General features: G+C 63.9%; 16 protein-coding genes and 1 tRNA gene. 7 read left to right on the forward strand and 10 right to left on the reverse strand.

Going from position 1 to position 25,458, the window contains the following annotated elements; all coding sequences use genetic code 11:
* Positions 1–108: 108 nt before the first annotated feature.
* The 4 genes from carB to gloB all read right to left on the reverse strand — a co-directional run bounded on the left by carB (position 109) and on the right by gloB (position 7,981).
* Complete coding sequence (carB, locus tag C0Z19_RS20370) at positions 109–3,363, reverse strand: carbamoyl-phosphate synthase large subunit (RefSeq protein WP_102611645.1); 3,255 nt, start codon at positions 3,361–3,363, stop codon at positions 109–111.
* Between the two features lie 75 nt (positions 3,364–3,438).
* On the reverse strand, positions 3,439–4,587 hold the full coding sequence (gene carA / locus C0Z19_RS20375; RefSeq protein WP_102611678.1) for a glutamine-hydrolyzing carbamoyl-phosphate synthase small subunit: 1,149 nt from the start codon (positions 4,585–4,587) through the stop codon (positions 3,439–3,441).
* A gap of 583 nt (positions 4,588–5,170) precedes the next feature.
* Positions 5,171–6,844 carry a transglycosylase SLT domain-containing protein gene (locus C0Z19_RS20380; RefSeq protein WP_102611679.1) on the reverse strand — a complete coding sequence of 558 codons (1,674 nt, stop codon included), beginning with the start codon at positions 6,842–6,844 and terminating at the stop codon, positions 5,171–5,173.
* Positions 6,845–7,189: 345 nt separating this feature from the next.
* Complete coding sequence (gene gloB / locus C0Z19_RS20385; protein WP_102611646.1) at positions 7,190–7,981, reverse strand: hydroxyacylglutathione hydrolase; 792 nt, start codon at positions 7,979–7,981, stop codon at positions 7,190–7,192.
* 19 nt (positions 7,982–8,000) lie between these two features.
* Between gloB and C0Z19_RS20390 the strand changes: the two genes are divergently transcribed.
* The 5 genes from C0Z19_RS20390 to C0Z19_RS20410 all read left to right on the forward strand — a co-directional run bounded on the left by C0Z19_RS20390 (position 8,001) and on the right by C0Z19_RS20410 (position 11,543).
* Entirely contained in the window at positions 8,001–8,852 is an 852-nt protein-coding gene (locus C0Z19_RS20390; RefSeq protein WP_102611647.1) for a class I SAM-dependent methyltransferase, read from the forward strand.
* A gap of 1 nt (position 8,853) precedes the next feature.
* The gene (gene rnhA / locus C0Z19_RS20395; RefSeq protein WP_102611648.1) at positions 8,854–9,300 is read left to right on the forward strand and encodes a ribonuclease HI; all 447 of its coding nucleotides are present in this window, start codon (positions 8,854–8,856) and stop codon (positions 9,298–9,300) included.
* An 85-nt stretch (positions 9,301–9,385) separates the two neighbouring features.
* Positions 9,386–10,141, forward strand: coding sequence for a DNA polymerase III subunit epsilon (dnaQ, locus tag C0Z19_RS20400; RefSeq protein ID WP_102611649.1), 756 nt, complete (start codon positions 9,386–9,388; stop codon positions 10,139–10,141).
* Between the two features lie 48 nt (positions 10,142–10,189).
* A tRNA-Val gene (locus C0Z19_RS20405) sits at positions 10,190–10,264 on the forward strand.
* A 244-nt stretch (positions 10,265–10,508) separates the two neighbouring features.
* On the forward strand, positions 10,509–11,543 hold the full coding sequence (locus C0Z19_RS20410; RefSeq protein ID WP_102611680.1) for a GSU2403 family nucleotidyltransferase fold protein: 1,035 nt from the start codon (positions 10,509–10,511) through the stop codon (positions 11,541–11,543).
* A 315-nt stretch (positions 11,544–11,858) separates the two neighbouring features.
* On the opposite strand, the gene C0Z19_RS20415 is transcribed toward C0Z19_RS20410, so the two are convergent.
* Positions 11,859–12,749: a manganese catalase family protein gene (locus C0Z19_RS20415; protein ID WP_102611650.1), complete on the reverse strand. Its 891-nt coding sequence runs from the start codon at positions 12,747–12,749 to the stop codon at positions 11,859–11,861.
* A gap of 176 nt (positions 12,750–12,925) precedes the next feature.
* On the opposite strand from C0Z19_RS20415, the gene C0Z19_RS20420 reads away from it, so the two are divergent.
* Together C0Z19_RS20420 and C0Z19_RS20425 are read left to right on the forward strand one after the other, a co-directional pair.
* Positions 12,926–13,795, forward strand: coding sequence for a PadR family transcriptional regulator (locus C0Z19_RS20420; protein ID WP_102611651.1), 870 nt, complete (start codon positions 12,926–12,928; stop codon positions 13,793–13,795).
* 151 nt (positions 13,796–13,946) lie between these two features.
* Positions 13,947–15,218, forward strand: a complete 1,272-nt coding sequence (locus C0Z19_RS20425; RefSeq protein ID WP_102611652.1) for an MFS transporter — start codon at positions 13,947–13,949, stop codon at positions 15,216–15,218.
* Between the two features lie 104 nt (positions 15,219–15,322).
* On the opposite strand, the gene uvrA is transcribed toward C0Z19_RS20425, so the two are convergent.
* The 5 genes from uvrA to C0Z19_RS20450 all read right to left on the reverse strand — a co-directional run bounded on the left by uvrA (position 15,323) and on the right by C0Z19_RS20450 (position 24,849).
* A complete protein-coding gene (gene uvrA / locus C0Z19_RS20430) occupies positions 15,323–21,238 on the reverse strand; it encodes an excinuclease ABC subunit UvrA (protein WP_102611653.1) in 5,916 nt (1,971 codons plus the stop codon).
* Between the two features lie 270 nt (positions 21,239–21,508).
* Positions 21,509–22,174 (reverse strand): uracil-DNA glycosylase family protein, encoded by a 666-nt coding sequence (locus C0Z19_RS20435; RefSeq protein WP_102611654.1) that lies wholly within the window; start codon positions 22,172–22,174, stop codon positions 21,509–21,511.
* Positions 22,175–22,217: 43 nt separating this feature from the next.
* Entirely contained in the window at positions 22,218–22,586 is a 369-nt protein-coding gene (locus C0Z19_RS20440; RefSeq protein ID WP_102611655.1) for a DUF488 domain-containing protein, read from the reverse strand.
* A 118-nt stretch (positions 22,587–22,704) separates the two neighbouring features.
* Positions 22,705–23,541, reverse strand: a complete 837-nt coding sequence (locus C0Z19_RS20445; protein WP_102611656.1) for a hypothetical protein — start codon at positions 23,539–23,541, stop codon at positions 22,705–22,707.
* A gap of 243 nt (positions 23,542–23,784) precedes the next feature.
* Positions 23,785–24,849 (reverse strand): glycosyltransferase family 4 protein, encoded by a 1,065-nt coding sequence (locus C0Z19_RS20450; protein ID WP_102611657.1) that lies wholly within the window; start codon positions 24,847–24,849, stop codon positions 23,785–23,787.
* Between the last annotated feature and the right edge of the window lie 609 nt (positions 24,850–25,458).

The raw sequence follows: 25,458 nt of genomic DNA on the forward strand, positions 1-25,458 counted from the left end.
CCGCGGTTAAGTGCATCCCACCGGATACGACAACTTCGGCGGGACGCCGCTTAACCGCGGCAGTGTGGGGCGTGATGCGACCCCAGCTTGAGTGGAGTAATCGAAGGGTTAGTTTAGGCGACCATGTAGGCCTTGTAAATCATAGACTTCCAGGTTCTTCAGGTAGCGCAGACCTTCGACCGCGGCGCGAGCGCCCGACATCGTCGTGTAGTACGTGACCTTGTTCGCCTGTGCGCTCATCCGGATCGAGCGCGAATCGGCGATCGCCGCGCGCGTCTCGTCCACGGTCGTGAACACGAGCGCGATCTCGCCGTTCTTGATCATGTCGACGATGTGCGGACGGCCGTCCTTGACCTTGTTGACGACCTTCACGGGCACGCCGGCCGCCGCGATCGCCGCCGCCGTACCCTTCGTTGCGACGATCGGATAGCCCAGCTCGTGCAGCATGGCGGCGACTTCGACGGCCTTCGGCTTGTCGGCATCCATCACGGTCAACAACACGGTGCCTGATTCGGGCAGGCGCGAGCCGGCCGCCAGCTGCGACTTGAACAGCGCTTCGCCGAACGTTTGACCCACGCCCATGACTTCACCGGTCGAGCGCATCTCGGGCCCGAGCACGGGGTCGACGGACGGGAACTTGACGAACGGGAACACGGCTTCCTTCACGCTGAAGTACGGTGGCTCCACTTCCTTCGTCACGTTTTGCTGTGCGAGCGTCTGGCCGACCATCGCGCGCGCCGCGATCTTCGCAAGCGGCAGCCCCGTCGCCTTCGACACGTACGGCACCGTACGCGACGCACGCGGGTTCACCTCGAGGACGTAGATGATGTCTTCAACCTTGCCGCTCGCATCGCGCACCTGCTGAATCGCGAACTGCACGTTCATCAGACCCACGACGTTGAGGGCCTTGGCCATGGCAGCCGTCTGCCGCTTGAGCTCGGCCACGGTCGTCTTCGACAGCGAATACGGCGGCAGCGAGCAGGCCGAATCGCCCGAATGGACGCCCGCCTGCTCGATGTGCTCCATCACGCCGCCGATGAAGACAGCGGTGCCGTCGGAAATGCAGTCGACGTCGCATTCGATCGCATCGTTGAGGAAGCGATCGAGCAGCACCGGCGAATCGTTCGAAACCTTCACGGCTTCGCGCATATAGCGCTCGAGGTCGCGCGGCTCATGCACGATTTCCATCGCGCGGCCGCCCAGCACGTACGACGGACGCACGACGAGCGGGTACCCGATTTCGTCGGCAAGCGCCAGCGCTTCGCTTTCCGCGCGCGCCGTACGGTTCGGCGGCTGACGCAGACCGAGTTCTTGCAGCAGCTTCTGGAAACGCTCGCGATCCTCGGCCGCATCGATCATGTCGGGCGACGTGCCGATGATGGGCACCCCGTTCGCTTCGAGATCGAGCGCCAGCTTCAGCGGCGTTTGGCCACCGTACTGCACGATCACGCCGAGCGGCTTTTCCTTGTCGACGATTTCGAGCACGTCTTCGAGCGTCAGCGGCTCGAAGTAGAGCCGATCGGACGTGTCGTAATCGGTCGATACAGTCTCGGGATTGCAGTTGACCATGATCGTTTCATAGCCATCCTCGCGCATCGCCAGCGCCGCATGCACGCAGCAGTAGTCGAACTCGATGCCCTGCCCGATCCGGTTCGGACCGCCGCCGAGCACCATGATCTTCTTGTTCGAGGTGGGCTGCGCTTCGCACTCTTCCTCGTAGGTCGAATACATGTAGGCCGTTTTCGTCGCGAACTCGGCCGCGCATGTATCGACGCGCTTGTAGACGGGGCGCACGTTCAGTTCGATGCGGCGGCGGCGCACATCGGCCGCGTTCGCCTTCACCAGCTTTGCGAGGCGCCGGTCCGAAAAACCGCTGCGCTTCAGATAGAGCAGTTCGTCCTTCGACAGGCTTTCGAGCGTGCGGCCGGCCAGCGCCTTTTCCGTCTGCACGATCTCTTCGATCTGCGCGAGGAACCATGGGTCGATCGACGTTTCCTCGAATACTTCGTCGAGCGTCATGCCGAGGCGGAACGCATCGCCCACGTACCAAATGCGCTCGGGGCCCGGCTCGCCGATCTCGCGCACGACTTCATCGCGGTCGAGCGTCTTTTCGTCGAGACCATCGACGCCGACTTCCAAACCGCGCAGCGCCTTTTGAAACGACTCCTTGAACGTACGGCCGATCGCCATCACTTCGCCGACCGACTTCATCTGCGTCGTCAGGCGCGAATCGGCCTCGCGGAATTTTTCGAACGCGAAACGCGGGATCTTGGTCACGACGTAGTCGATCGTCGGCTCGAACGAGGCCGGCGTTTGTCCGCCCGTGATTTCGTTCCTGAGTTCGTCGAGCGTGTAGCCGACGGCGAGCTTGGCCGCCACCTTCGCAATCGGGAAGCCCGTCGCCTTCGAGGCCAGCGCCGACGAGCGCGAGACGCGCGGATTCATTTCGATGACGATGACGCGGCCGTCCTTCGGATTGATCGCGAACTGCACGTTCGAGCCGCCCGTATCGACGCCGATCTCGCGCAACACCGCGAGCGAGGCGTTACGCAGCAGCTGATATTCCTTGTCGGTCAGCGTTTGCGCAGGGGCCACGGTGATCGAATCGCCCGTATGGATACCCATCGGGTCGAGGTTTTCGATCGAGCAGACGATGATGCAGTTGTCGGCGCGGTCGCGCACGACTTCCATCTCGTATTCCTTCCAACCGAGCAGCGATTCCTCGATCAGCAACTCGCGCGTGGGCGAAAGATCGAGCCCGCGACGGCAGATTTCTTCGAACTCCTGCCGGTTGTAGGCAATGCCGCCGCCCGAACCGCCGAGCGTGAACGACGGGCGGATGACGACCGGATAACCGGCGCCGCCCGTCTGCATCGTGATTTCGGCGTGAACCTTGAACGCCTCTTCCATCGAATGCGCGGTGCCCGATTTCGCCGAACCGAGCCCGATCTTCGTCATCGCGTCCTTGAACTTTTGACGATCTTCGGCCTTGTCGATCGCCTCGGGCGAAGCGCCGATCAACTCGACGCCGTACTTGGTCAGCACGCCGTGATGATGCAGATCGAGCGCACAGTTCAGCGCCGTCTGCCCGCCCATCGTCGGCAGGATCGCGTCGGGGCGCTCCTTGTCGATGATGCGTTCGACGACTTCCCACGTGATCGGCTCGATGTAGGTGACGTCGGCCGTGTTCGGGTCCGTCATGATCGTCGCCGGGTTGCTGTTGACGAGGATGACCTTGTAGCCCTCTTCACGCAGCGCCTTGCAAGCCTGGGCGCCCGAATAATCGAACTCGCAGGCCTGGCCGATGATGATCGGCCCCGCGCCGATGATGAGAATGCTCTTGATGTCTGTCCGCTTGGGCATAACGCTCTCGCTAATGTCTTTCTGATGTATTCGATGGGGCGGCGGCGCAGCCCTGAAGCGCGCCGCGGCGCGGATTCAAGCGGCGGCGCTGCCGCGCTTGGCGTCCATCAACGCAGTGAAGCGGTCGAACAGGTAGCCGATGTCGTGCGGCCCCGGCGACGCTTCCGGGTGACCCTGGAAGCAGAAGGCCGGCTTGTCCGTCAGCTCGAAGCCTTGCAGCGTGCCGTCGAACAACGAGACGTGCGTCACGCGCGCATTGGCGGGCAACGTGTTCGCATCGACCGCGAACCCGTGGTTCTGCGACGTAATGACGACACGGCCGTCAGCGAGATCCTTCACCGGGTGATTCGCGCCATGGTGGCCCGTTTTCATCTTGACGGTCTTGGCGCCGACAGCCAGACCCATGATCTGATGGCCGAGGCAGATACCGAACGTCGGCACGCCGCGCTCGATGAACTCCCGGGTGGCGGCGATCGCGTAATCGCAGGGTTCCGGGTCGCCCGGGCCGTTCGACAGGAACACGCCGTCCGGATTGAGGGCCAGCGCATCGGCCGCACCGGCCTGCGCCGGCAACACGGTGACCTGGCAGCCGCGCTCGGCGAGCATGCGCAAGATGTTGTACTTGACGCCGTAGTCGAACGCGACGACGCGGTATTTCGGCGCGCGCTGCGCGCCGAAGCCCGAGCCCAGGCGCCATTCGGTTTGCGTCCACTCGTAGGGCTTGGCCGTGCTGACGACCTTCGCGAGGTCCATGCCGGCCAAACCGGGGAACGAGCGCGCCAGCTCGACGGCTTTCGCCTCATCGGTGCTGCCCGCGAGAATGCAGCCGTTTTGCGCGCCCTTGTCGCGCAGGATGCGTGTCAGGCGGCGCGTATCGATGCCGGCGATCGCCACAACGCCTTCGGCTTGCAGGTACTCGCCAAGCGAGCGCTCCATGCGGAAGTTCGAAGCACGCGCGGGCAGGTCGCGCACGATCAGGCCGGCGGCATGCACCTTCGTGGATTCGACGTCTTCGGCGTTGACGCCGACGTTACCAATGTGCGGATAGGTGAGCGTCACGATCTGGCGCGCGTAGCTCGGGTCGGTCAGGATCTCTTGATAACCGGTGATCGCGGTATTGAACACGACTTCGCCGATGGTATGCCCGGCCGCGCCGATGGCATAGCCGCGAAAGATCGTGCCGTCGGCGAGTGCGAGCAGTGCGGGAGGAAATGACGGCAACACGGGAAGCTCCTTCAGGAACACCGCGCGCCGACCTGTTGATCCGGCCATGCGAACTATCGCGACGTTCGTCGCACGCACATCGCACGCACAACCGCTGAACGATCGGGGCGACATGACACAAGCTCGCACGCTGCTGCGTCGGACGATCGGTGCTGGAGACGGGGTTCCGGGGACCGGACGGGCTCGGCGGCACAGTTCGCTACGGCGGCGCGTGGCGGATGAACGGGATGAGTGAGGTAGGCGCTAGGGTGCGGGTTGGATAGTGCAAACTTTCAAATTATAGCTGGAAACGCCCCTTCCCCACAATCCGAAATTGTCCCTGCCGCGTGCGCACGACGCTCGGATACGCCGACAACGACGATCCTACACCCGTCGCGAATCACTCGGAACCGCTATGCCATTTCGGTGGCAGGAAGGGACGAGACAGGGGCGAGACGGCGCAGAAGCAAGCAAAGAGCGGCCGCGAACGAAAACGCCGCCAACAGGCGGCGGCGTTGAAAACAAGGGAGGTGATTCGGAGCGTCCACCGCACCCTGCCCCCGCAGAGCGCGGCCCACCTCCCCAAAGGCGGCTCAGAAGCTGCTTATTCCTGCTTGGTTTTGCCATGCCCCCGCGTCGAGGCCTTCTCGCTGCTCGACGCAACGTTGACCCTCTTTGCAGCGGACTTCGACGATCCGACGCTCGACCGCGCCGGCTTCGCCGCCGCTTTTGTCTTGCGAGCCGCAGTCTTGACGACCGTCGTCCGACCGTGATTCTTAACATGCTTGTCGGAACGGTATTTCGGCTTGACACCCGCCGCGTTGGAGTCGATCTTTTCGGCGTGCGTGCCCGGCGGCACCGCCGTTGCGATTTTCCGCGGACCCGGCTCGCTCGGCATCGCACGCCCCACCGGCACATGCAGCACGATGACCTGCCCCGGCATCGCCAGCGTTCGGTGCGTCTTGTTCCATGTGTGCAGTTGGCCGACCGACACGCCGTAGCGCAGCGCGATCGCCGCCATCGTCTGCTTGCGCCGCACGCGTATCAACATCTTGCGCGTATCGGGGACGTCGGGCTCCATGGCAAGCACGGCGCTTTCGGCGACATCGGCGCTGATATCTTCGTCATCGTCGTCACCGCGCGGGACGACGAGCGTCGAACCGGGCTTGAGCCGCATGCCGGCCGGGATCTTGTTGACCGACATCAGCGTTTCGGCGTCCATACCGATCTTTTCGGCAAGCGCCTGCGGACGGGTACGCTTGGTCACCGTATACGTGGTCCAGGACGACAGCTGCCCGTTGTACGCCTTCAGATTGTGCTCGAACGCGCTGGCGTTATCGAATGGCAGCAGGATCTGCGGCTGCGTCGCGCCGAGAATCACCGGCTTCTTGAACGAGGGATTGAGCGCGCGGAATTCGTCCGTCGTCATGTTGGCGAGCTTCGCGGCCACATCGACGTCGATGTCGTGCGAGGTCGTCACCGTCACGAAGTACGGGTGATTCGGGATCGACGGCAACGTGAGCCCGTAAGCCTGCGGATTCATCACGATGTTCTTGACGGCCTGCAGCTTCGGCACATAGTTGCGCGTCTCGCCCGGCATGCGCAGGCTTTCGTAGTCGGTCGGCAGGCCTGCCGCCTGGTTGCGTGCGATCGCGCGCTGCACGTTGCCCTCGCCCCAGTTGTAGGCCGCCAGCGCGAGATACCAATCGCCGAACATATCGTGCAGACGCGAGAGATAGTCGAGCGCGGCGCCCGTCGACGCAAGGACGTCGCGGCGCTCGTCCTGCCACATGTTCTGCTTCAGGTTGTAGGTACGCCCGGTGCCGGGAACGAACTGCCACATACCGGCGGCTTTCGCGACCGACAAAGCCTGCGGGTTGTAGGCTGATTCGATGAACGGCAGCAACGCCAGCTCGGTCGGCATGTGGCGCGATTCGAGTTCTTCGACGATGTAATAAAGGTACTTCTCCGAGCGCGTCGTCATGCGCTGAACGTAATCGGGACGCTGCGCATACCAATTGGCCTGCATGTCGACCAGATCATTGTTCAGATCGGGAATCTGAAACCCGCGACGGATGCGGCTCCAAAGATCGGCATCGGCGCTCGTCAATTGATCGACCGAGCTCTTATCGACGTCGATAGTCTCTTTGGCGGCGGTCGTGCGGACGGTATCGGTGGCGGAATTCGGATTGGAAGCGTCGGAAGGGGGGGCCGTCGGTCCCTGGCTTGCGCACGCGGCAAGCGTCAAAACCAATAGCGCGCTGAAGATAAATCGCATGAACGTCTCTGCTTCCAAAGCTGGAAATTGCAGGCGATAGTACGAAAGCGAATCGTCCGCGTCAACTGGAATAGAGGGGAAAAAACCAGTCAAATCCAAGACTTGCCGCATTTTCTCCATCTTTCAGGCGAAATTTGCGTCGCGTGCAATCACCTGCAAACACAAGCTGGGCCAGCGAAAAGACCTCGAAACCGCCGCTTTCTCCCCCCGGAGGGCGCCGGCCTGCGACGTCGGCGGGAAACGCCCCGGACCGCTTCGAAGCGAGCCCCTATATTTTGAGAAGAACGTCCGGTTGCGACCGATCGGCGCGTCGCGGTCCGCGCAAGCGTCGCCGGGGCGCCATCTCTAACGAAAGCGATTCTTCCATTCGCGCATCAATGTGAAAGCAGCCAGGCGGTCGGGCACCGTTTCGTGCAATTGTTCGGCAAGCGTGTCGCGAACCGCGGGATCGTCGGCACGCAGGAACGGATTGACCGCGCGCTCGTGAGCGATCGTCGTCGGCAGCGTCGGGACGCTGCGCTCGCGCAGTGCGCTCGCTTCGTCGCGCCAGGCTTGCAGCCGTTCGTTGTCGGGATCGCAGGCCAGCGCAAACCGGATATTCGACAGCGTATATTCGTGCGCGCAATGGACGCGGGTTTCGCCCGGTAGCGCGGCCAGTGCGTCGAGCGAAGCGAGCATTTGGGCAGGCGTGCCTTCAAACAACCGCCCGCAACCGCATGCGAACAAAGTGTCGCCACAAAAAACGTGCGGCGGCGTAGCCCCTGCCCCCGCTTCGAAATAGGCAATGTGGCCGCGCGTGTGACCGGGCACGTCGAGCACTTCCAAATCGAGATGCGGCGCGGACAACCGGACGCGGTCGCCGCCGGAGAGCGCGTGCGTGACGACGGGAATGGCTTCCGCGGCGGGGCCGTAGACGGGAATAGGGGTATCGCCTATGAGGTCGGCGACCCCGCCGACGTGGTCGGCATGGTGGTGCGTGAGTAAAATAGCGCTCAGTCGCCACCCCCGCTCAGCAAGATACGCCCCGACAGGGGCCGCTTCGCCCGGGTCGACGGCGACCGCATCACGCCCGTCCGATACGAGCCAGATGTAATTGTCCGCAAACGCCGGCACCGGCACGTATTCGAGCGTATTCATAGGCGACGCACTCACGACGATGTCTAACTCAACAATTATAGACTGGCCCACCTGGACCGAATCGCCGGCCGGGCGTTACGTGCTGGATTGGGAACAAGCGCAGCTCGACAGCGTCGTGTCGAATATATTCGGCTACCACGCGCTGCAGCTTGGCCTGCCGCGACTCGACGCCCTGCGCGAGAACCGCATGCCGTGCCGCGCGCTCGTGCTCGATGCCGCGAGCGGCGCCAGCGCGCCCTACACGTGCCCGCCGGGCTCGCCGGACTCGCCGCAGCCGTTTGCGCCGGGGCTGGGGCTCGCCGGGGCTCAGGCGCCCTACGCGCCCGCCGGGCGCACGACGCTTTGGTGCGATCTGCTCGATCTGCCGTTTGAGGCGCAGAGCGTGGATCTGCTCGTGATGCCTCATACGCTGGAATTCACGCGCGATCCTCACCGACTCCTGCGGGAAGCCGAGCGCGTGCTCGTGCCCGAAGGTCAACTCGTCATTCTGGGCTTCAATTCGTTGAGCCTGTGGGGCGCGCGTCAGGCGTTCGGCAAGATGACGGGACGCCCGTTCGTGCCGGCCGCACACGACCTGATCGCATTCACGCGAATCAAGGATTGGATCAAATTGCTCGGATTCGAACTTGAACGCGGGCGCTTCGGCTGCTATCGTCCGCCCCTCGCTCGCGAAAACTGGCTCGAGCGGTTCGCTTTCATGGAGGCGGCCGGCGATCGCTGGTGGGCGATTTTTGGCGCGGCCTATATGGTCACCGCGGTCAAACGCGTACGCGGTATGCGGCTCGTCGGCCGGATCAAGGCGAAGAAGCCCGTGCTGGCACCCGGCCTTGCGCCGGCGGCGACGCACCAAACACCTAACCCGAGAGTATGAAGTGACGCCCGAATTCATCGAAATCTTTACCGACGGCGCTTGCAAAGGCAATCCAGGCCCTGGCGGATGGGGCGCCCTGCTTCGCTACGGCACGCAGGAAAAGGAGCTGTTCGGCGGCGAGGCGAACACGACCAACAACCGCATGGAACTGATGGCCGTCATCGGTGCGCTCGAAGCGTTGAAGCGGCCCTGCAAGGCGACCGTTCACACCGATTCGCAGTATGTCCAAAAGGGCATCAGCGAGTGGATTCATGGCTGGAAGAAGAAGAATTGGATGACCGCGGCGAAAACGCCCGTGAAAAACGCCGATCTTTGGAAGCGTCTGGACGAACTGGCGGCCCTGCATCAAATCGAATGGCGCTGGGTGAAGGGTCACGCGGGCCATCCGGAAAACGAGCGCGCCGACGCGCTCGCGAACCGCGGCGTCAGCGCACTCGCCGAAGGCTGACCTGTCTCTCTTGCCGCGCGCCTTCGCTGCGCGCGCGGTTAGTCGCACCGTATTGCACTTGCTCACGCACGAGACCAACCCATCTATGCGTCAAATCGTTCTCGATACCGAAACCACCGGCCTTAACGCGCGCACGGGCGATCGCATCATCGAAATCGGTGGCGTCGAACTCATCAATCGCCGGCTCACAGGCAACAATCTGCACTTCTACGTCAACCCCGAACGGGACAGCGACCCGGGCGCGCTGGCTGTGCATGGATTGACGACGGAGTTTTTGAGCGACAAGCCGAAGTTCGCCGAAATCGTCGATGAATTGCGCGACTACTTGCGCGACGCCGAACTGATCATTCATAACGCGCCGTTCGATCTCGGCTTCATGGAGGCCGAATTTGCGCTGCTCGGGTTGCCGCCGTTCAGCCAGCACTATGGCGGCGTGATCGACACGCTCGTGCAGGCGAAGGCGATGTTCCCCGGCAAGCGCAATTCGCTCGATGCGCTCTGCGACCGCTTCGGCATCAGCAACGCGCATCGGACGTTGCACGGCGCACTGCTCGACTCGGAATTGCTGGCCGAGGTGTATCTGGCGATGACGCGTGGGCAGGAAAGCCTCGTCATCGACATGCTCGGCGAATCGCCGACGCACCACGCTCAGACCGCTACGCGCAAGACGATGTCGTTCGAGGGATTGGCGTTGCCGGTGCTGGCCGCCGACGCGGGCGAATTGCAGGCACACGAGGCTGTGCTTGATGATCTCGACAAAGCAATCAAAGGCACGAGCATCTGGCGCCAGGAGCCCGCCCCCGAAACGGCTGCCGATACCGCTAGCGCGCAGGCTGCATAAAAATTGCTTTACGAACGCGCGAGCGTCTGACATAATTCGAGGCTCTTCGGGTGGTTAGCTCAGCGGTAGAGCACTGCCTTCACACGGCAGGGGTCACTGGTTCGATCCCAGTACTACCCACCAGATTCATGGGTACGTTGGAAGCCCGAAGAACAAAGGCCCTCTGGCGAAAGCCGAGGGCCTTTTTCATTTCTGCGCGCACACTTTGTGCTGTGCGGCATTTCGAGTCGCGCCGAATCCCGCACGAGTCCTACGGTCTCCCCCAACACTTCAGTCATACGCTCATTACGCGACGCGCTCGATATCTCGTTGAATTTTAATGATTTTCCGTGCAACATTCAGAAATGACTTTTTTCACGGAAAAAATATGGATGAACCTCAGATCACGCCCCTGTCCGGTAACGCGAGCCGCCAGTACATCGACGCCTGCGCCGCATTCCGTGCGCTCGGGCAGGCCCGCAAGGATGCGGAGGCCGTGCGCGGCGTCATGTATTGGCGGGAACAAAACGGCACCGAATATCTGATCCGCCAAACGGGCAGGAACAAGCAAACCAGTCTTGGGCGGCGATCCGAAGAGACCGAAGCAATCCACCAGAATTTCGTGCAGAGGAAGGTCATAGCCGAAGCCAGACTGAACAAACTCGAAATCACAGTCGCCGAGCATGAACGGATGAATCGCGCGCTGCGCGTCGGCCGCGCCCCCCGCATGTTGACCCGAATTCTCAATGGCCTGGAAACATGGGGCCTCGCCGAGTATTTCCGTGTAATTGGCACCCATGCGCTGTATGCCTACGAGGCGGAAGCCGGGGTACGTTTCGATGAACCGGATGCGATGGCGACGAAGGACGTTGACCTCCTATGGGACACAAGGAAGCGCTTGCAATTCGTGGCTCAAATGAACGTGCTGGACTCGACGTTGCTCGGTCTATTGCAGAAGATCGATCCGACCTTTCAGCTATCGGAAGAAGATCGCTTCACAGCCGTTAACGCGGACGCTTTTCAGATCGACATTATCCGCCGCGAAGCCAAAGAGGGGGACGATCACCCTCTGCCCCTTACTGAAGGCCGAGGAGAAGAGTTCTTCGCGGTACAGGCATTACGTGCAGGCCGCTTGTTGAGTGCAAAGCCCTTCTCCACCATCATTGTGGACGACCTGGGGCATATGGCGCGTATGACGACCGTCGCGCCGATGGACTTTGTCGTATTCAAAGAATGGATGTCAGCCCAGGAGAGTCGCGAGATGATCAAGCGCCGACGTGATGCTTTGCAAGCCGCGCTTGTGCGCCAACTCGTGACTGAATTCTTACCTCAATGGAAGACGCCGGACCCGCGGCCTGTTGACGCCGTAGAGACAGCCAAGGGTGATGCGAAACAGACGCCTACCCCAGGGCGCGACACATAAGCTATCCCTTCGCCGGCGAAGAGGCAATGAAGGCGTGGCTCAGAGACTTAGCGTCGACAACTACATGGCGAGGCAGGAACTTCTCGATAGTGCGATTTCGGTCGTTGCATCCTCCAGGTGATCGACATCAGCAGAGCGCGGAGGCTTGCCGTCGGGCAACATCTAGCCGGCTGCCCTTGCCCTGCGCCGGACCGCCGCCTGCCACAAACTGCAGGCGCGGCCCGGATGGCGCCACGCAGGTGGCACAGCAAACCTACCAGCGTCAACGCCGGCGCGAATCTATCGCGCCATTCGTAGGATCCACCCCTTTTGCACTCACTCCGCCAGCCCGTTTGCTCCCGGCTCGGCCGCACCCAGCTCCGCGCCCGTCTCGGGATCATGCGTACGATCCGACTTCAACCGTCGCTTCATCTCGTCGAGCGTCGTGCGTTCCTTCTCGCTCAACTGCACCGCCGCCGAGCCGTCGCCGCCATCGACCGGAATCGGCGGATCGTCGACGAGTTCCAAGCCACGCCCTTCGTTCCAGGGCCCGCGCTCAGGCGGCGCACCATGCGACATCTTGTAGTACGCATCGGCGTACTCGGGCACAGGCGCAAGCTTGCCCGGCGGGAAATTCGCCGTAATCGAATACAGCGCCTTCTCGAACGACTTCTGGTGCGACACTTCGCGCGTCATCAAAAAGCCCAGCGCTTCTCGCACGCCAGGGTCATCCGACACATTGATGAGCCGCTCGTAGATGATCTTGGCCCGCGCTTCGGCCGCGATGTTCGAGCGCAAGTCCGCCGTCGGCTCGCCAATCGTGTCGATATAAGCCGCAGTCCATGGCACGCCCGCCGAATTCGTCAGCGGTGCGCCAGCGCCGAATAGCACCTGCGTCACATGGCTGTCGTTACCGGCCCCGTTCAATTTGCGGTACAGCTCCGCTTGCGCATCGACCGCTTCCGCCAACTCCCCCTTCGCGCCGCGATTGAGCATCGCGACGATCGAGCCGATGATCTCCAGGTGGCTCAACTCCTCGGTCGCGATGTCGAACAACATGTCCTTGCGCCCCGGATCCTCCTCAGTGATCGCCTGCGTGAAGTAACGCATCGCCGCCGCCAATTCGCCCTGCGGCCCGCCGAACTGCTCCAGCAACAAATTCGCCAATCCCGGATCGGTGCTGCCAACGCGAACCGTGTACTGCAACCGCTTGTTATGCACGAACATGGGACCCCCTTTGCGTGGTCGTGGATGAAGGCATTGCCGTCCCGGCTTCGTGCGCAACGACCGTTCCAGTCCCCCCTCGCTTGCCGCCATCCCACGCAGTCTGTCCTTGACTTACTATCTTTAGATATATATCTTTAGATACACATTCACCGTTCCACCTGCTCAAGGGGGCTCACATGCGTCACCGTCTTCATGACTTCCATCGCGATTCCGACTTTCACGAGTCGCACCACGAACATGGCCATGCGCACACTGCTCAGCACGACAGCGCGCATGACTTCGGGCATTGGTACGGGCGTTGCCGTGACGCCTCCGCGCGCCACGACTTCTTTCACGGTCACGAGCGAAACCATCGCGCGCGTCACGGAGAACCCTCGTTTCTTCACGAGCTATGGCATGCGATCGGCCGTCACCGGCATCGTCACGGTAGCGGCGGTCCCTTCTGGGGCGGCCATGGCGACCGGGGATTCGGCGACGACGACAGCTTCACGCGCGGCCGCAAGTTCAGCGGCGACGATCTGCAACTCATGTTGCTCGCGCTGATTGCCGAGGCGCCGCGACACGGCTATGAGCTCATCAAGGCGCTCGAGACGCGTTCGAACGGGTTCTATGCGCCAAGTCCCGGGATGGTCTATCCTGCGCTGACCTTTCTCGAAGAACTCGGCTTCGTTACCGTTCAGCAAGAAGGGAACCGCAAGCGCTACGAAATTGCGGAGGCCGGCCGCGCGCATCTCGCCGCCAATCGGGATCAGGTCGACATGATTCTCGCCAAGCTCAGCTACGTCGCGCACAAGATGGAGTCGATGCGGCGTGCGTATGCGGCCGATGCGGAGGCCGATGACGAGTCAGGCGCGTTCGGTCGCCAGGCAGGCAGTTGGCATCCGAGGCTGCGCCAGGCGCGCTATGCGCTAAAGCTCGCGCTACTCAGGCGGATCGATGCCGATGAAACGGAGCAACAGCGCGTTGCCGATATTTTGCTGCGCGCCGCCGCCGAAATCGAAGCCAAGCCGGCAGCAGGTCCGGCGCCGCAGGGCGCGCCAGCGTAATCAGGAAGGAACCACAGCAGGGACGAACGACCGCGCGAGCCGTAACGGGAGGGACTTCGCGCGCGTCAAGCAAGACGACGGCTCACTGCCGGCTGCCTTTCGGAGATTCCGCTCCCGGCAGCACCCTACACGTACAAGGATTCGAATAACTATGTATGCAATGCCCTTGGCGCGCGAGCGGCGTCTGATATGGCTGCTCGCGCTCGTGCAGTTCACGCTCATCATGGATTTCATGGTCATGATGCCGCTCGGCCCGCAGATCATGAGCGCTTTTCAGATCTCGCCCGCGAAATTTGCAACGGCCGTCTCGGCTTATTCGTGGTGCTCCGGGCTGTCCGCGCTGCTTGCTGCCACCTACATCGATCGCTTCGACCGTCGCAAGCTGCTGCTCGCGGCCTATCTGATGTTCGCACTCTCGAACGTCGCATGCGCGTGCGCCACAAGCTATCCGCTGTTGCTCGCCAGCCGCGCCTTCGCCGGCGTCACGGGCGGCGTGCTCGGCGCCGGCGTGATGGCGATCGTCGCCGACGTTGTGCCCGTCGCGCGGCGCGGTACGGCCAGCGGCATCATCATGACCGGTTTCTCGATGGCCGCCATCGCAGGTGTGCCGGCAGGCGTTCTGCTCGGCGCGCACTTCCATTGGTCAGCGCCATTCTGGTTGCTGGCGGCGCTCACCGTGACGATCGCGCTCGCCACCTCGCGCATCGTGCCCTCGCTCGGCGAGCATCTGGCCCAGCGCGCGCCGTCGCTCGCACAAACGCTGCCCGCCCTCGTGCACCTCGTGACGTTTCCCCGTCATGCGCGCGCGCTCGCACTGACGTTTTTGATCATGCTCGCGCATATGCTCGTGATCCCGTTCATTTCGCCGATGCTCGTGGCCAATCACGGCGTCAGACCAGATCAGATTTCCCTGCTCTATATGGCAGGTGGCGCGGCAACGCTGTTTACGTCGCGCGCGGTCGGCAGGCTCGCCGACCGGACCGGGCATCGCCGCATATTCCGCCTCTTCGGCGCGTTGGCACTGGGGCCCGTGCTCGCCGTCACCCACTTGCCCAACCTGCCGTTCTGGATCATGGTCCCCGGCTTCGCGCTGTTCATGATCATTTCGTCGGCACGCATCGTTCCCCTGCAGGCGATCTTGTCGACCGTGCCCGACAGCAGGCATCGCGGCGCCTTCCTCAGCGCAAACGGCGCCGTGCAGGCGCTCGGCACGGGCTGCGGCGCGTGGCTCGGCGGGCTCATGTTGTCCACGGACGCCGCGGGACACATCCTCGGCTACGGCCTGAACGGCTGGGTGTCCGTGGCGCTGGCGTCGCTCGCGCTCGTATGGGTCGGATGGGTGAGCAGCGCCGGCGCGCAACGCACGGATGCAAGCGCGCCCGCACCGCAAGCGGTTACGCCGGATCTGGCTGGCGAGGCGTGAGCGTCGCGAGACGAGCGGGCCCGCAGCGCTCGGTGTCCGCTCGCAATGAGCGTCGATTTGAGAGCCGGTTCGGGCGCTGCGCCGTCGCAGCGCCCGGTCTTCGTTCATGCGCTGCGACGACCGCCTTCGGCACTCGCTTCGCCCGACGGTGATGCGACGCGCGCCAGCACCGATTTCAGCGCTTCGCCCGTATGGCTTTCGCGCACGCGCGCCAGCGTCTCGGGGTCGGCCGCCGCGACGATCGTGCCGCCGCCCGCCCCGCCTTCAGGGCCCAGATCGATGATCCAATCGGCTTCGGCAATCACGTCGAGGTCGTGCTCGATGACGATGACGCTGTGCCCCCCATCCACGAGCCGATGCAGCACGCGGATCAGCCGCGCAACGTCGGCCATATGCAGGCCCACCGTCGGTTCGTCAAGCACATAGAACGTGTGCGGCGGTTTCTGCCCGCGTCGCGTCACGTCATCGCGCACCTTTGCCAGCTCCGTCACGAGTTTGATCCGCTGTGCCTCGCCACCCGACAGCGTCGGCGACGGCTGGCCCAACGTCAGATACCCGAGGCCGACGTCCTTCATCAGCTGCAGAGGATGCGCAATGCCCGTCATCGAGGAGAAGAACTCGACAGCTTCGTCGATCTCCATCGTAAGCACGTCGCCGATATTCTTGCCGCGCCACGTCACCGCCAGCGTCTCGGGGTTGAAGCGCTGTCCATGACAAACGTCACAAGGCACTTTCACATCGGGCAGGAAACTCATGCCGATCGTGCGCACGCCCTGCCCTTCGCAGGCCGGGCAGCGACCGTCGCCCGTATTGAACGAGAAACGCGAAGGAGCGTATCCGCGCGCTCGCGCTTCGAGCGTTTCGGCAAACAGCTTGCGGATCGTATCCCACACGCCGATGTAGGTCGCCGGACACGAACGCGGCGTCTTGCCGATCGGCGTCTGGTCGACTTCGAGCACACGATCGATCGCTTCGAAGCCGGTAATCGACGTGCAGCCTTGCCAGCGATGCGTAACGTTCAACGGCGCGCGCGTCGTGCTCGCGTTCGTACGGCGGCTCGGCTGCGCGCGCGCAGGACGCTCGCCGTCTTGCGCAGCGCGGCGCGCACGCCGCGTCGCAGGCGAGGACAACACCGAACGACCGACCGCATCGAGCAGGTTCGTCATCAGCACGTCGCGCGCGAGCGTCGATTTGCCGGACCCCGATACGCCCGTCACCGCGACGAGCCGCGCGAGCGGAATGCGCGCCGTCACATCGCGCAGGTTGTGCAGCGAAGCTCCATGCACCGTCAGCCATTGCTCGGGCACGGCGGCCTTGGGCTGCGCCACCACGGCTCGGCGCGGCTGCAGCGGATGGACGATCGGCTTGGCCAGGAACTGTCCCGTCAGCGAATCGGCGTGTCGTGCGAGATCGTCGACGCCGCCCTCGGCAACAAGGCGGCCGCCGCGTTTGCCTGCGCCGGGACCGATGTCGATGATGTGATCGGCACGACGTATCGTGTCTTCGTCATGTTCGACGACGACCAGCGTATTGCCCTTGTCGCCGAGCTGATGCAGCGCGTCGAGCAGGATCCGGTTGTCTCGCGGGTGAAGACCGATCGTCGGTTCGTCGAGCACGTAGCACACACCCTGCAGGTTGCTGCCGAGTTGCGCCGCGAGACGTATCCGCTGCGCCTCGCCGCCCGACAAGCTCGGCGCCGCGCGATCGAGGCTCAGATAGCCGAGGCCGACTTCTTCGAGGAATCGCAGCCGGCCCGCGATTTCGCTGACGACGTCGCGCGCGATCTGCGCGTCGCGGCCGCCCAGTTCGATCGTATCGATCCATGTGCGCGTATCGGACACGGTCCAGCGGCCCACATCGACGATCGAACGTCCGTCGAACTGCACCGCTCGCGCCGATTCGTTCAAACGCGTGCCGCTACAGTCAGGGCATGGCGTATCGCCGACGCCTTCGATTTCCTGCTCTTCGGACGGCAACGTCTGCTCGCGGCCGCGTCCGTCGTCGCCACCCAGGACGGTGTCGTCGTACGCCGCGCGCTGTTCGCGCGTCAATGCGAGCCCCGTGCCGACGCAACTCGTACACCAGCCATGTTTGCTGTTGTACGAGAACATCCGCGGATCCAACTCCGGGTAGCTCGTGCCGCAGACGGGGCACGCGCGCTTGACCGACAGCACCTCGATTTCGCCGATGCCTGCGGTCGATCGTTTCGATGAGATCGCATCGGCCAATCCGTCGAGCGGCGCGAGCAGATGCACGACGCCCTTGCCCAGTTCGAGCGCCGCATCCAGCGCGCGGCGCAGCTCGGCCTCGTGGTCGGCCGAGACGACGAGATCGGCGACCGGCAGCTCGATCGTATGTTCGCGAAAGCGCTCGAGCTTCGGCCAGGGATCGACGGGCAGGAACTCGCCGTCCACGCGCAAATGCGTATGGCCGCGCGCCTTCGCCCACTTCGCCAGATCGGTATAGACGCCCTTGCGGTTGACGACGAGCGGCGCGAACAAGCCCACATGCTCGCCCGCATAGTTGCGCAGCAAGTGCGCCGCGATCGATTCCGCGCTCTGCGGCATGACGGGCGTGCCGTCGTGAATACAGTGCTGAATCCCCAGCTTCACATAAAGCAGCCGCAGGAAATGCCATACCTCGGAGGTCGTCGCGACGGTACTCTTGCGCCCGCCGCGCGAGAGACGTTGCTCGATCGCGACCGTCGGCGGAATGCCGTAGACGGCATCCACTTCGGGCCGCCCTGCCGGCTGCACGATCGAGCGCGCATAAGCATTGAGCGATTCGAGGTAGCGGCGCTGCCCTTCGTGAAACAGGATGTCGAAGGCGAGCGTCGACTTGCCCGAGCCCGACACGCCGGTGACGACGTTGAATTTGCCGTGAGGGATATCGACGTTCAGGCTCTTGAGGTTGTGCTCGCGCGCGTTGACGATACGCACGACGTCGTCGCCCTCGACCGCCCGGCGCGAGCGCGCCGCGGCCAACGCCGATTGCAGCGGCACCCCGCCGTCCGACGCCGTCCCGACCTTCGCACCGAGCGTGTCGTCGTATTGCTTCAGCGCGCGGCCCGTGTGCGAAGCCGGGCACGCTTTGATGTCCTCTGGCGTGCCGGCGGCCACGACGAGCCCGCCTTCGTCGCCGCCTTCGGGGCCCAGATCGACGATCCAATCGGCCGCGCGAATCACGTCGAGATTGTGCTCGATGACGACCAACGAATGGCCGCGCGCGAGCAGCTTGCCGAACGCGCGCATGAGCTTGGCGATGTCGTCGAAATGCAGGCCCGTCGTCGGTTCGTCGAACATGAAGAGGCGCCCGCCCGGCGCGGCCGCGTCGCCGGCCTTGCCGCTCGTCTCCGCCAGAAAACCCGCCAGCTTCAGTCGTTGTGCTTCGCCGCCCGAGAGCGTCGGGACCGGCTGGCCGAGCTTCACGTATTCGAGGCCCACATCGACGATCGGCTGCAAGACGCGCAAGACATCGGCGTCATCGGCGAACAGGCCGACAGCCTCGCTGACCGTGAGCTCGAGCACATCGGCGATCGATAGCGCGCGCGCTGGGGTGCCGCGTTCGATCGTCACCTCCAGGACCTCTGCACGATAGCGGCGGCCATCGCAATCGGGGCAACGCAGATAAACGTCGGAGAGGAACTGCATCTCCACGTGCTCGAAGCCCGAGCCGCCGCAGGTCGGGCACCGGCCATCGCCCGAGTTGAAGCTGAAGGTGCCGGCCGAGTAGCCGCGTTGCAACGCAAGCGGCGCTTTCGCGAACAGTTTGCGGATTTCGTCGAACGCGCCGACGTAGCTCGCGGGATTGGAACGCGCGGTCTTGCCGATCGGCGATTGATCGACAAACACGGCGTCGGCGATCAATTCGGTACCGAGCAAAGCGCGGTGGACGCCCGGCGTTTCGGTGGGGCGTCCGAGGTGGCGCGCGAGTGCCGGGAAGAGCACGTCCTGAATCAGCGTCGACTTGCCCGAGCCCGAGACGCCCGTCACGCAGACGAGACGTGCCAATGGAATCTCGACCGTCACGTCGCGCAGGTTGTGTTCGTTTGCGCCTTCGAGCACGAGCCGCGGCGTCTTCGCATCGACGGTGCGCCGCGCCCAATGCGTCGCATCGGCCACGCGCAGACGCGCCCCGAGGTACTGTCCCGTCAGCGTCTGCGCCGAGCGGATGTCGGCCGGCGTGCCGTCGTAGACGATGGAGCCGCCCCGCTCGCCGGGCCCCGGTCCCATATCGATGAGCCGGTCGGCCGCGAGCATGACGGACGGATCGTGCTCGACGACGACGAGCGTATTGCCGGCGTCGCGCAGCCGCCGCATCGCTTCGACGATACGGTCGAGATCGCGCGGGTGCAGGCCGATGCTCGGCTCATCGAGCACGAACAGCGTTTTGGTCAGCGACGTGCCGAGCGCCGTCGTCAGGTTGATGCGCTGCACTTCGCCGCCCGAGAGTGTGCGGCTTTGCCGGTCGAGCGTCAGATACCCCAGGCCGACGTCGCATAGATAACGCAGCCGCGTGCGCACTTCGGCGACGAGCAGCTTCAGCGCATCGTCGAGCAGCGCGCTCGGCAGTGTCATGTCGTCGAAAAACCGCCGGATGCGCGCGATCGGCATCAGCATCAGATCATGCACGGTCAAACCGGGCAGCGCTTCGAGTTGGGCGCGCGTCCACGTTACGCCGCGCGGCATGAAGCGCGCATCGGGCGCGAGCACGGCGTCGGCGTTCTCTTTCGTGCCGAGACGCCACAGCAGCGATTCCGTCTTCAGTCGCGCCCCGCCGCAGGTTTCGCAAGGCGTATAGCTGCGGTACTTCGACAAGAGCACTCGAATGTGCATCTTGTACGCTTTCGATTCGAGGTAATTGAAGAAACGCCGCACGCCGTACCACTCGCGCTGCCACTCACCGTTCCAATCGGGCGAGCCGTTGATGACCCAATCGCGTTCGGCTTCGGTCAGCTCGCTCCACGGCGTCGTCGTGCGGATGCGGGCCCGCGCCGCATAGCGCATGAGATCGTCCTGGCACTCCTTCCAGGCCGGCGTCTGCATCGGCTTGATCGCGCCGCCGGCAAGCGTCTTGCGTCCGTCTGGAATGACGAGGCCCAAATCGACGCCGATCACGCGCCCGAACCCGCGACAGGTCTCACAGGCGCCATAGGCAGAATTGAACGAGAACAGCCCCGGCTGCGGGTCGGCATAGCGCAGATCGCTTTCGGGGCAGTGCAGGCCCGTCGAGAAGCGCCAGATGCGCGGCTCGGCCGCGCTGCCTCCCAGGTTGGCGTTGCCCCCCTCGACCGCGCCAGCCGCATCGCCCTCGTCGGGCAGCACATAGACGTAGACACGCCCGCCGCCGCGCTTGAGCGAAGCTTCGATCGCCTCGATCGCGCGCGCCTTTTCGACGCGACCGAGGCGGAACCGGTCGGCCACCACGTCGAGCACTTTGCGCACGCCGGACGGCGTCGTCACCTCGCGCTCGGCTTGCACGCGCGTGTAGCCGCTCGCCGACAACCATTGGCCGACTTCGTCGGCGCTGGTCTGCTCGGGCAGCTCGACCGGGAACGTCACGACAAGCCGCTCGTCGCGCTGCGCGCTGCGCTCGAGCAGCGCAGCGTAAATCGTCTCGGGCGTGTCGTGCCGCACGGGCTCGGCCGTCGCTTTGTCGAACAGTTGCGCCGCGCGCGCATAGAGCAGCTTCAGATGATCGTTGAGCTCGGTCATCGTCCCGACGGTCGAACGCGAACTGCGCACGGGATTCGTTTGATCGATAGCGATCGCGGGCGGCACGCCGTCGACACGGTCCACCTGCGGGCGATCCATCCGATCGAGAAACTGCCGGGCGTAAGCGCTGAACGTCTCGACATAGCGGCGCTGTCCCTCAGCGTAAAGCGTGTCGAACACCAGGCTGGATTTGCCCGAGCCCGACGGCCCGGTCACCACGGTCATTTCCCCCGTGCGAAGGTCGAGATCGATATTTTTGAGATTGTGCTGACGAGCTCCGCGGATGCGGATAACGCCGGAAGTCATGAGACGTGTCCCTTTTACGCGCTGTATCGAACGACGCGCGCCATCCTTTTGAGACGAGAAAGCGCGCCAGGGGTGCAATGATAGACCCGCGCGGCCGAGTTGGCCGCGACGCCGTTCATGCGAGCCCGCTTTGTTGGGGCAAGGGCGGGCTCGCGCGTTGATCCGCCCCGATTGGTCGGCACAGGCCCCGCAACTTCGTGACAGCCACTGACGAACGTTCGCGTAGGACAGCGTTGCGCTTTGCGCTTCGGTCGCGGCTTCGGTGGCAGCTTATCGCGCTCGGCCCGAATCGATCTTCCCTGTCGTGCCGGGCGGCTCGATCGGCTCGATCGGCACATCCGCCAACGCCGCGGCGACGCGCGCTTTCAGCACGGGCAACAGCTCCCGTTCGAACCAGGGATGATGTTTGAACCAGCCTTGATTGCGCGGCGAGGGATGCGGCAGCGGGACGCGCGCGTCACCGCAGTCCCGCCAGGCGGCGACCGTCTCCGTCAGATTGCCGCGCCGCGTCTCGGCCAGAAAGCGACGTTGCGCATAAGCGCCGACGAGCAGCGTCAGGCGGATGTGCGGCATCTCGGCCAATACCCGGTCGAGCCAGAGTTCGGCGCATTCGGGACGCGGCGGCAAGTCGCCCGAGGCGCCGCGCCCGGGATAGCAATAGCCCATCGGCACGAGCGCGACGCTGTCCGCATCGTAGAAGCGCTCAGGGCCGATTCCCATCCAATCGCGCAACCGCTCCCCGCTCTTGTCGTCCCAAGGTACGCCCGAAGCATGGACGCGCGCGCCCGGCGCCTGGCCGATCACGAGCACACGCGCCGAGCGCCCGGCTTGCAGAACAGGCCGCGGGCCATGAGGCAAATGGGCCTCGCAGGCGCGGCAGGCGCGAATTTCGGCTAGCAGCGAGGGCAAGCGGGCAACGGAAGACGAGGAAGACATCGGCAATACGGTGGACAGGGACCGGTGCGGAAAAGCGAATGTTTCAATGATGCGCGAGTTTATGTAAGAGATACTCGCGCAAGACGACCGCCTGATTGTGCTCGCGATCGCGCGCGCCGAACAGCAGCACGACGGGGCTGCGTTCGGCCGCATCGACGAGCGGCTGCCACGCCTGAGGATTCGCGTCGAGTTCGGCGTGATAACGCTCTCGAAATTCTTCCCAACGCTCGGGGTCATGGCCGAACCAGCGGCGCAGCGCGGTGCTCGGGGCAACATCGCGCAGCCACGCCTCGAGGCGCAGCGTGTCCTTCGTGACTCCGCGCGGCCACATACGGTCAACGAGGAAGCGCACGCGCCCATCCTGTCCGAGCAAATCGTAAGCTCTGGCGATATCGATGCGAGCCTGTTTCATGGCTATCCTCCGCGCGGCAAACGGCTGTGGTTCGCAGGCTGTCAACGTGCGTCTCGTCGATGTCACCCCTCCCCTTGCCGCACCACCAGTCGATGGTTCGGCAGGCGGCTTTCAACGCTCAAATCTGCCTGAGCGACGTATCGAGCGCGTGCGCGGCCGTCCGGTCGCCGTCCGTCGCGAGCGTCGCGCGAAATACCGTTTGACCGTTGTGGCCGACCGCCGCCGGCGAATCCCACAACAACTCTACTTGCGAGCGTCGTGCCCACCCGTGTGCGCGCAGCGTCGTTGCGCCACCGCGGCTGCCGGCCACCGGCGCGCCGGCCGGCGCCGGGACGCGCGCCGCCGGGCGCTCGCGCTCGATCGCCGCCGCGGCGGGCCATTTGACCGACAGTTCGCGCGCGTCGTATTGCCCGAGCTTGCGGCTTTCCACCCAAACGACGACAGTCCGTGTCGAAGCATCGACCGATATCGCATATCGCCCGATCGCAAAGCGCCGTGCGGCGACGTTCGTTCGCCAGAGCGAGCGCGGGCGGCAAATCCAGAGCACCGCCGCGTACAGCGAGGGCGCGGCGACCAGCCATCCGTTCGTTGCAGCGATCGCGCGAACGGTTCGCCGGCTGCCTTCGGCCCAGACGAAAACGCCGATCGACCAGATGGCGAACAATAAACACAGGAAGGCGAACAATCGCAGTGCCTGCCGCAGCCATTGCGGCAGCGGATGAAACGGCCGTTCGGCGCGCGCGCGGGCGCCGGGCAGCACGATCAGCAAAAACAGGAAGACGCCGTTGATGGACGCCCACGGAGACGACGCCATCGCCGACAATGATTCGGCATATCCCATCTGCGCCATCGAGTGCAGCCAGCGCGCGAGCAACACGAGACCGATGGCGCGCAGCGTGAACATCGTGCCGGCCCCGGGCGCCGGATCCGCTCGCGTGTGATGCGCTCTCGCCAAGTCTTTCTCCCAGTTCAATTGCCGCCGCCCATGGCGCGCAGCAGCATTATAGGGATTCGGGCGCTATCGTACCCGACCGTATGAGCATCGAACCGAAAAAACGCTGTCGCACCACCCGAGATCGCCAGCAGGCGGAAATCGATTTTGCCGCGCCCAATGCAACACGCCCCGCTGCCGGCTGGCAGACGGGGCGTGTCTCGTCTGGATGGCGGCGCGGCGACAGCGGCCGCGCCCCGTCGATGATCAGCCGGCGGCGACTTCGCGCAGCACGGTGCGGCGCTTCTGGCGCAACAGGTTTTCGTACGAAGCCAGATAGTTCTGCGCCATCACCTTCGAGGTGAAGCGCTCTTCGAACGCCTTGCGCACCGTAGCGCGCGGCAGCGACGGCAGGCGCTTGAGCGCGGCGACGGCCGACAGTTCATCTTCGACAACGAAACCCGACACCCCGTTCTCGATGACTTCCGGCACCGAGCCGCGCTTGAACGCGATCACGGGCGTGCCGCAGGCCATGGCTTCGATCATGACGAGACCGAACGGCTCCGGCCAATCGATCGGGAACAGCAACGCGTGCGCGCCGCCGAGGAATTCGGCCTTCTGGGCTTCGTTGATTTCGCCGATGTACTCGACGTGCGGCAGCGCGAACAGCGGCTTGATCTGCTCTTCGTAGTAAGCGCGATCGGCCTTGTCGAGTTTGGCGGCGATCTTGATCTTCATGCCGGCCTTCTCGGCAATGCGGATAGCCGTGTCGACACGCTTTTCCGGCGAAATGCGACCGAGGAACGCGAGGTAGCCCGGCTCGACATCGGGACGCGGCGTGAGCAGATTCTCGGGCAAGCCGTGGTAGACGGTCGAGAGCCAGTTCGCCTGCGGCAGCGGCATGCGCTGATTGTCCGAGATCGAAACGACGGGCACTTCGTTGAACGTGTTGAAGATCGGCTGCAGTTCGGGCAGATCGAGACGGCCGTGCAGCGTCGTCAGATGCGGAACCGGCTGACGCGAGAACAGCGAAAACGGGTAGTAATCGATGTGGAAATGCAGGACGTCGAATTCATCGGCGCGGCGGCGCACTTCCTCGAGCAGCAGCATGTGCGGAGCCATCGTGTCGCGGATCGACGGATCGAGACGCAGCGCTTGCGGCCAGAATGCTTCGAGCTTCGCCGACGTCTGCGAATCGCCGCTCGCGAACAGCGTCACATCATGACCAAGCTCGACCAGCGCTTCGGTCAGGTACGACACCACGCGCTCCGTTCCGCCGTAAAGCTTCGGAGGAACCGCTTCATGCAAAGGAGCGATTTGAGCGATCCGCATAGTGATGAACTCCTAATAAAAATTCAGGCAAAAATGTTGACTGTTGGTCTGGAAGCGAATCGCCCGCTCCGGCCGTTATGGCATCAAGGCGGCAGCACGCCCGGCTCGTTTTGCGAGCGGGTGCGATTCCCTTCGGTCGTCGACGGTGTCGTGCGAACGACCTTGGAGCTACGCGCCACAGGTCGTTCAACGCATCAGGACGCCAACCGTTGACGTCGCCCGTCGAATTTCCTAGGGCAAACCCGAATCGATTATCGGATCGGTTTCATGCTGCGCCGCGGGACATTTCAAACTCTTTACGTTGTTACAAGCCGGAAACATTTCGCCTGCCCCAGCGCGGAAATGGCCGCCTACAGTAGCCCGAAGCGATATCCATATCGCCGCGCGGCCTGCGGGTCAGCCCCTGGATTCACCCTTTTGGTGCTTCCGCCACCGGCGCGGCGATTGAATCGGCCCCGAATGCCCTTGTCCCCGGAGCATCCGAACGTTAACCGGCGATTGTAACTCAAAATTACGGTTCCCTTCAGCCGACCTTTCGTTCTAAAACGCGCATCGAACTTGCTCATCGCAGCCGCCGACGATGCGCCGCCGCAAAAGCGGCGTTGTTGA

The sequence above is a fragment of the Trinickia soli genome, from assembly GCF_002879855.1.
Lineage (GTDB): Bacteria > Pseudomonadota > Gammaproteobacteria > Burkholderiales > Burkholderiaceae > Trinickia > Trinickia soli.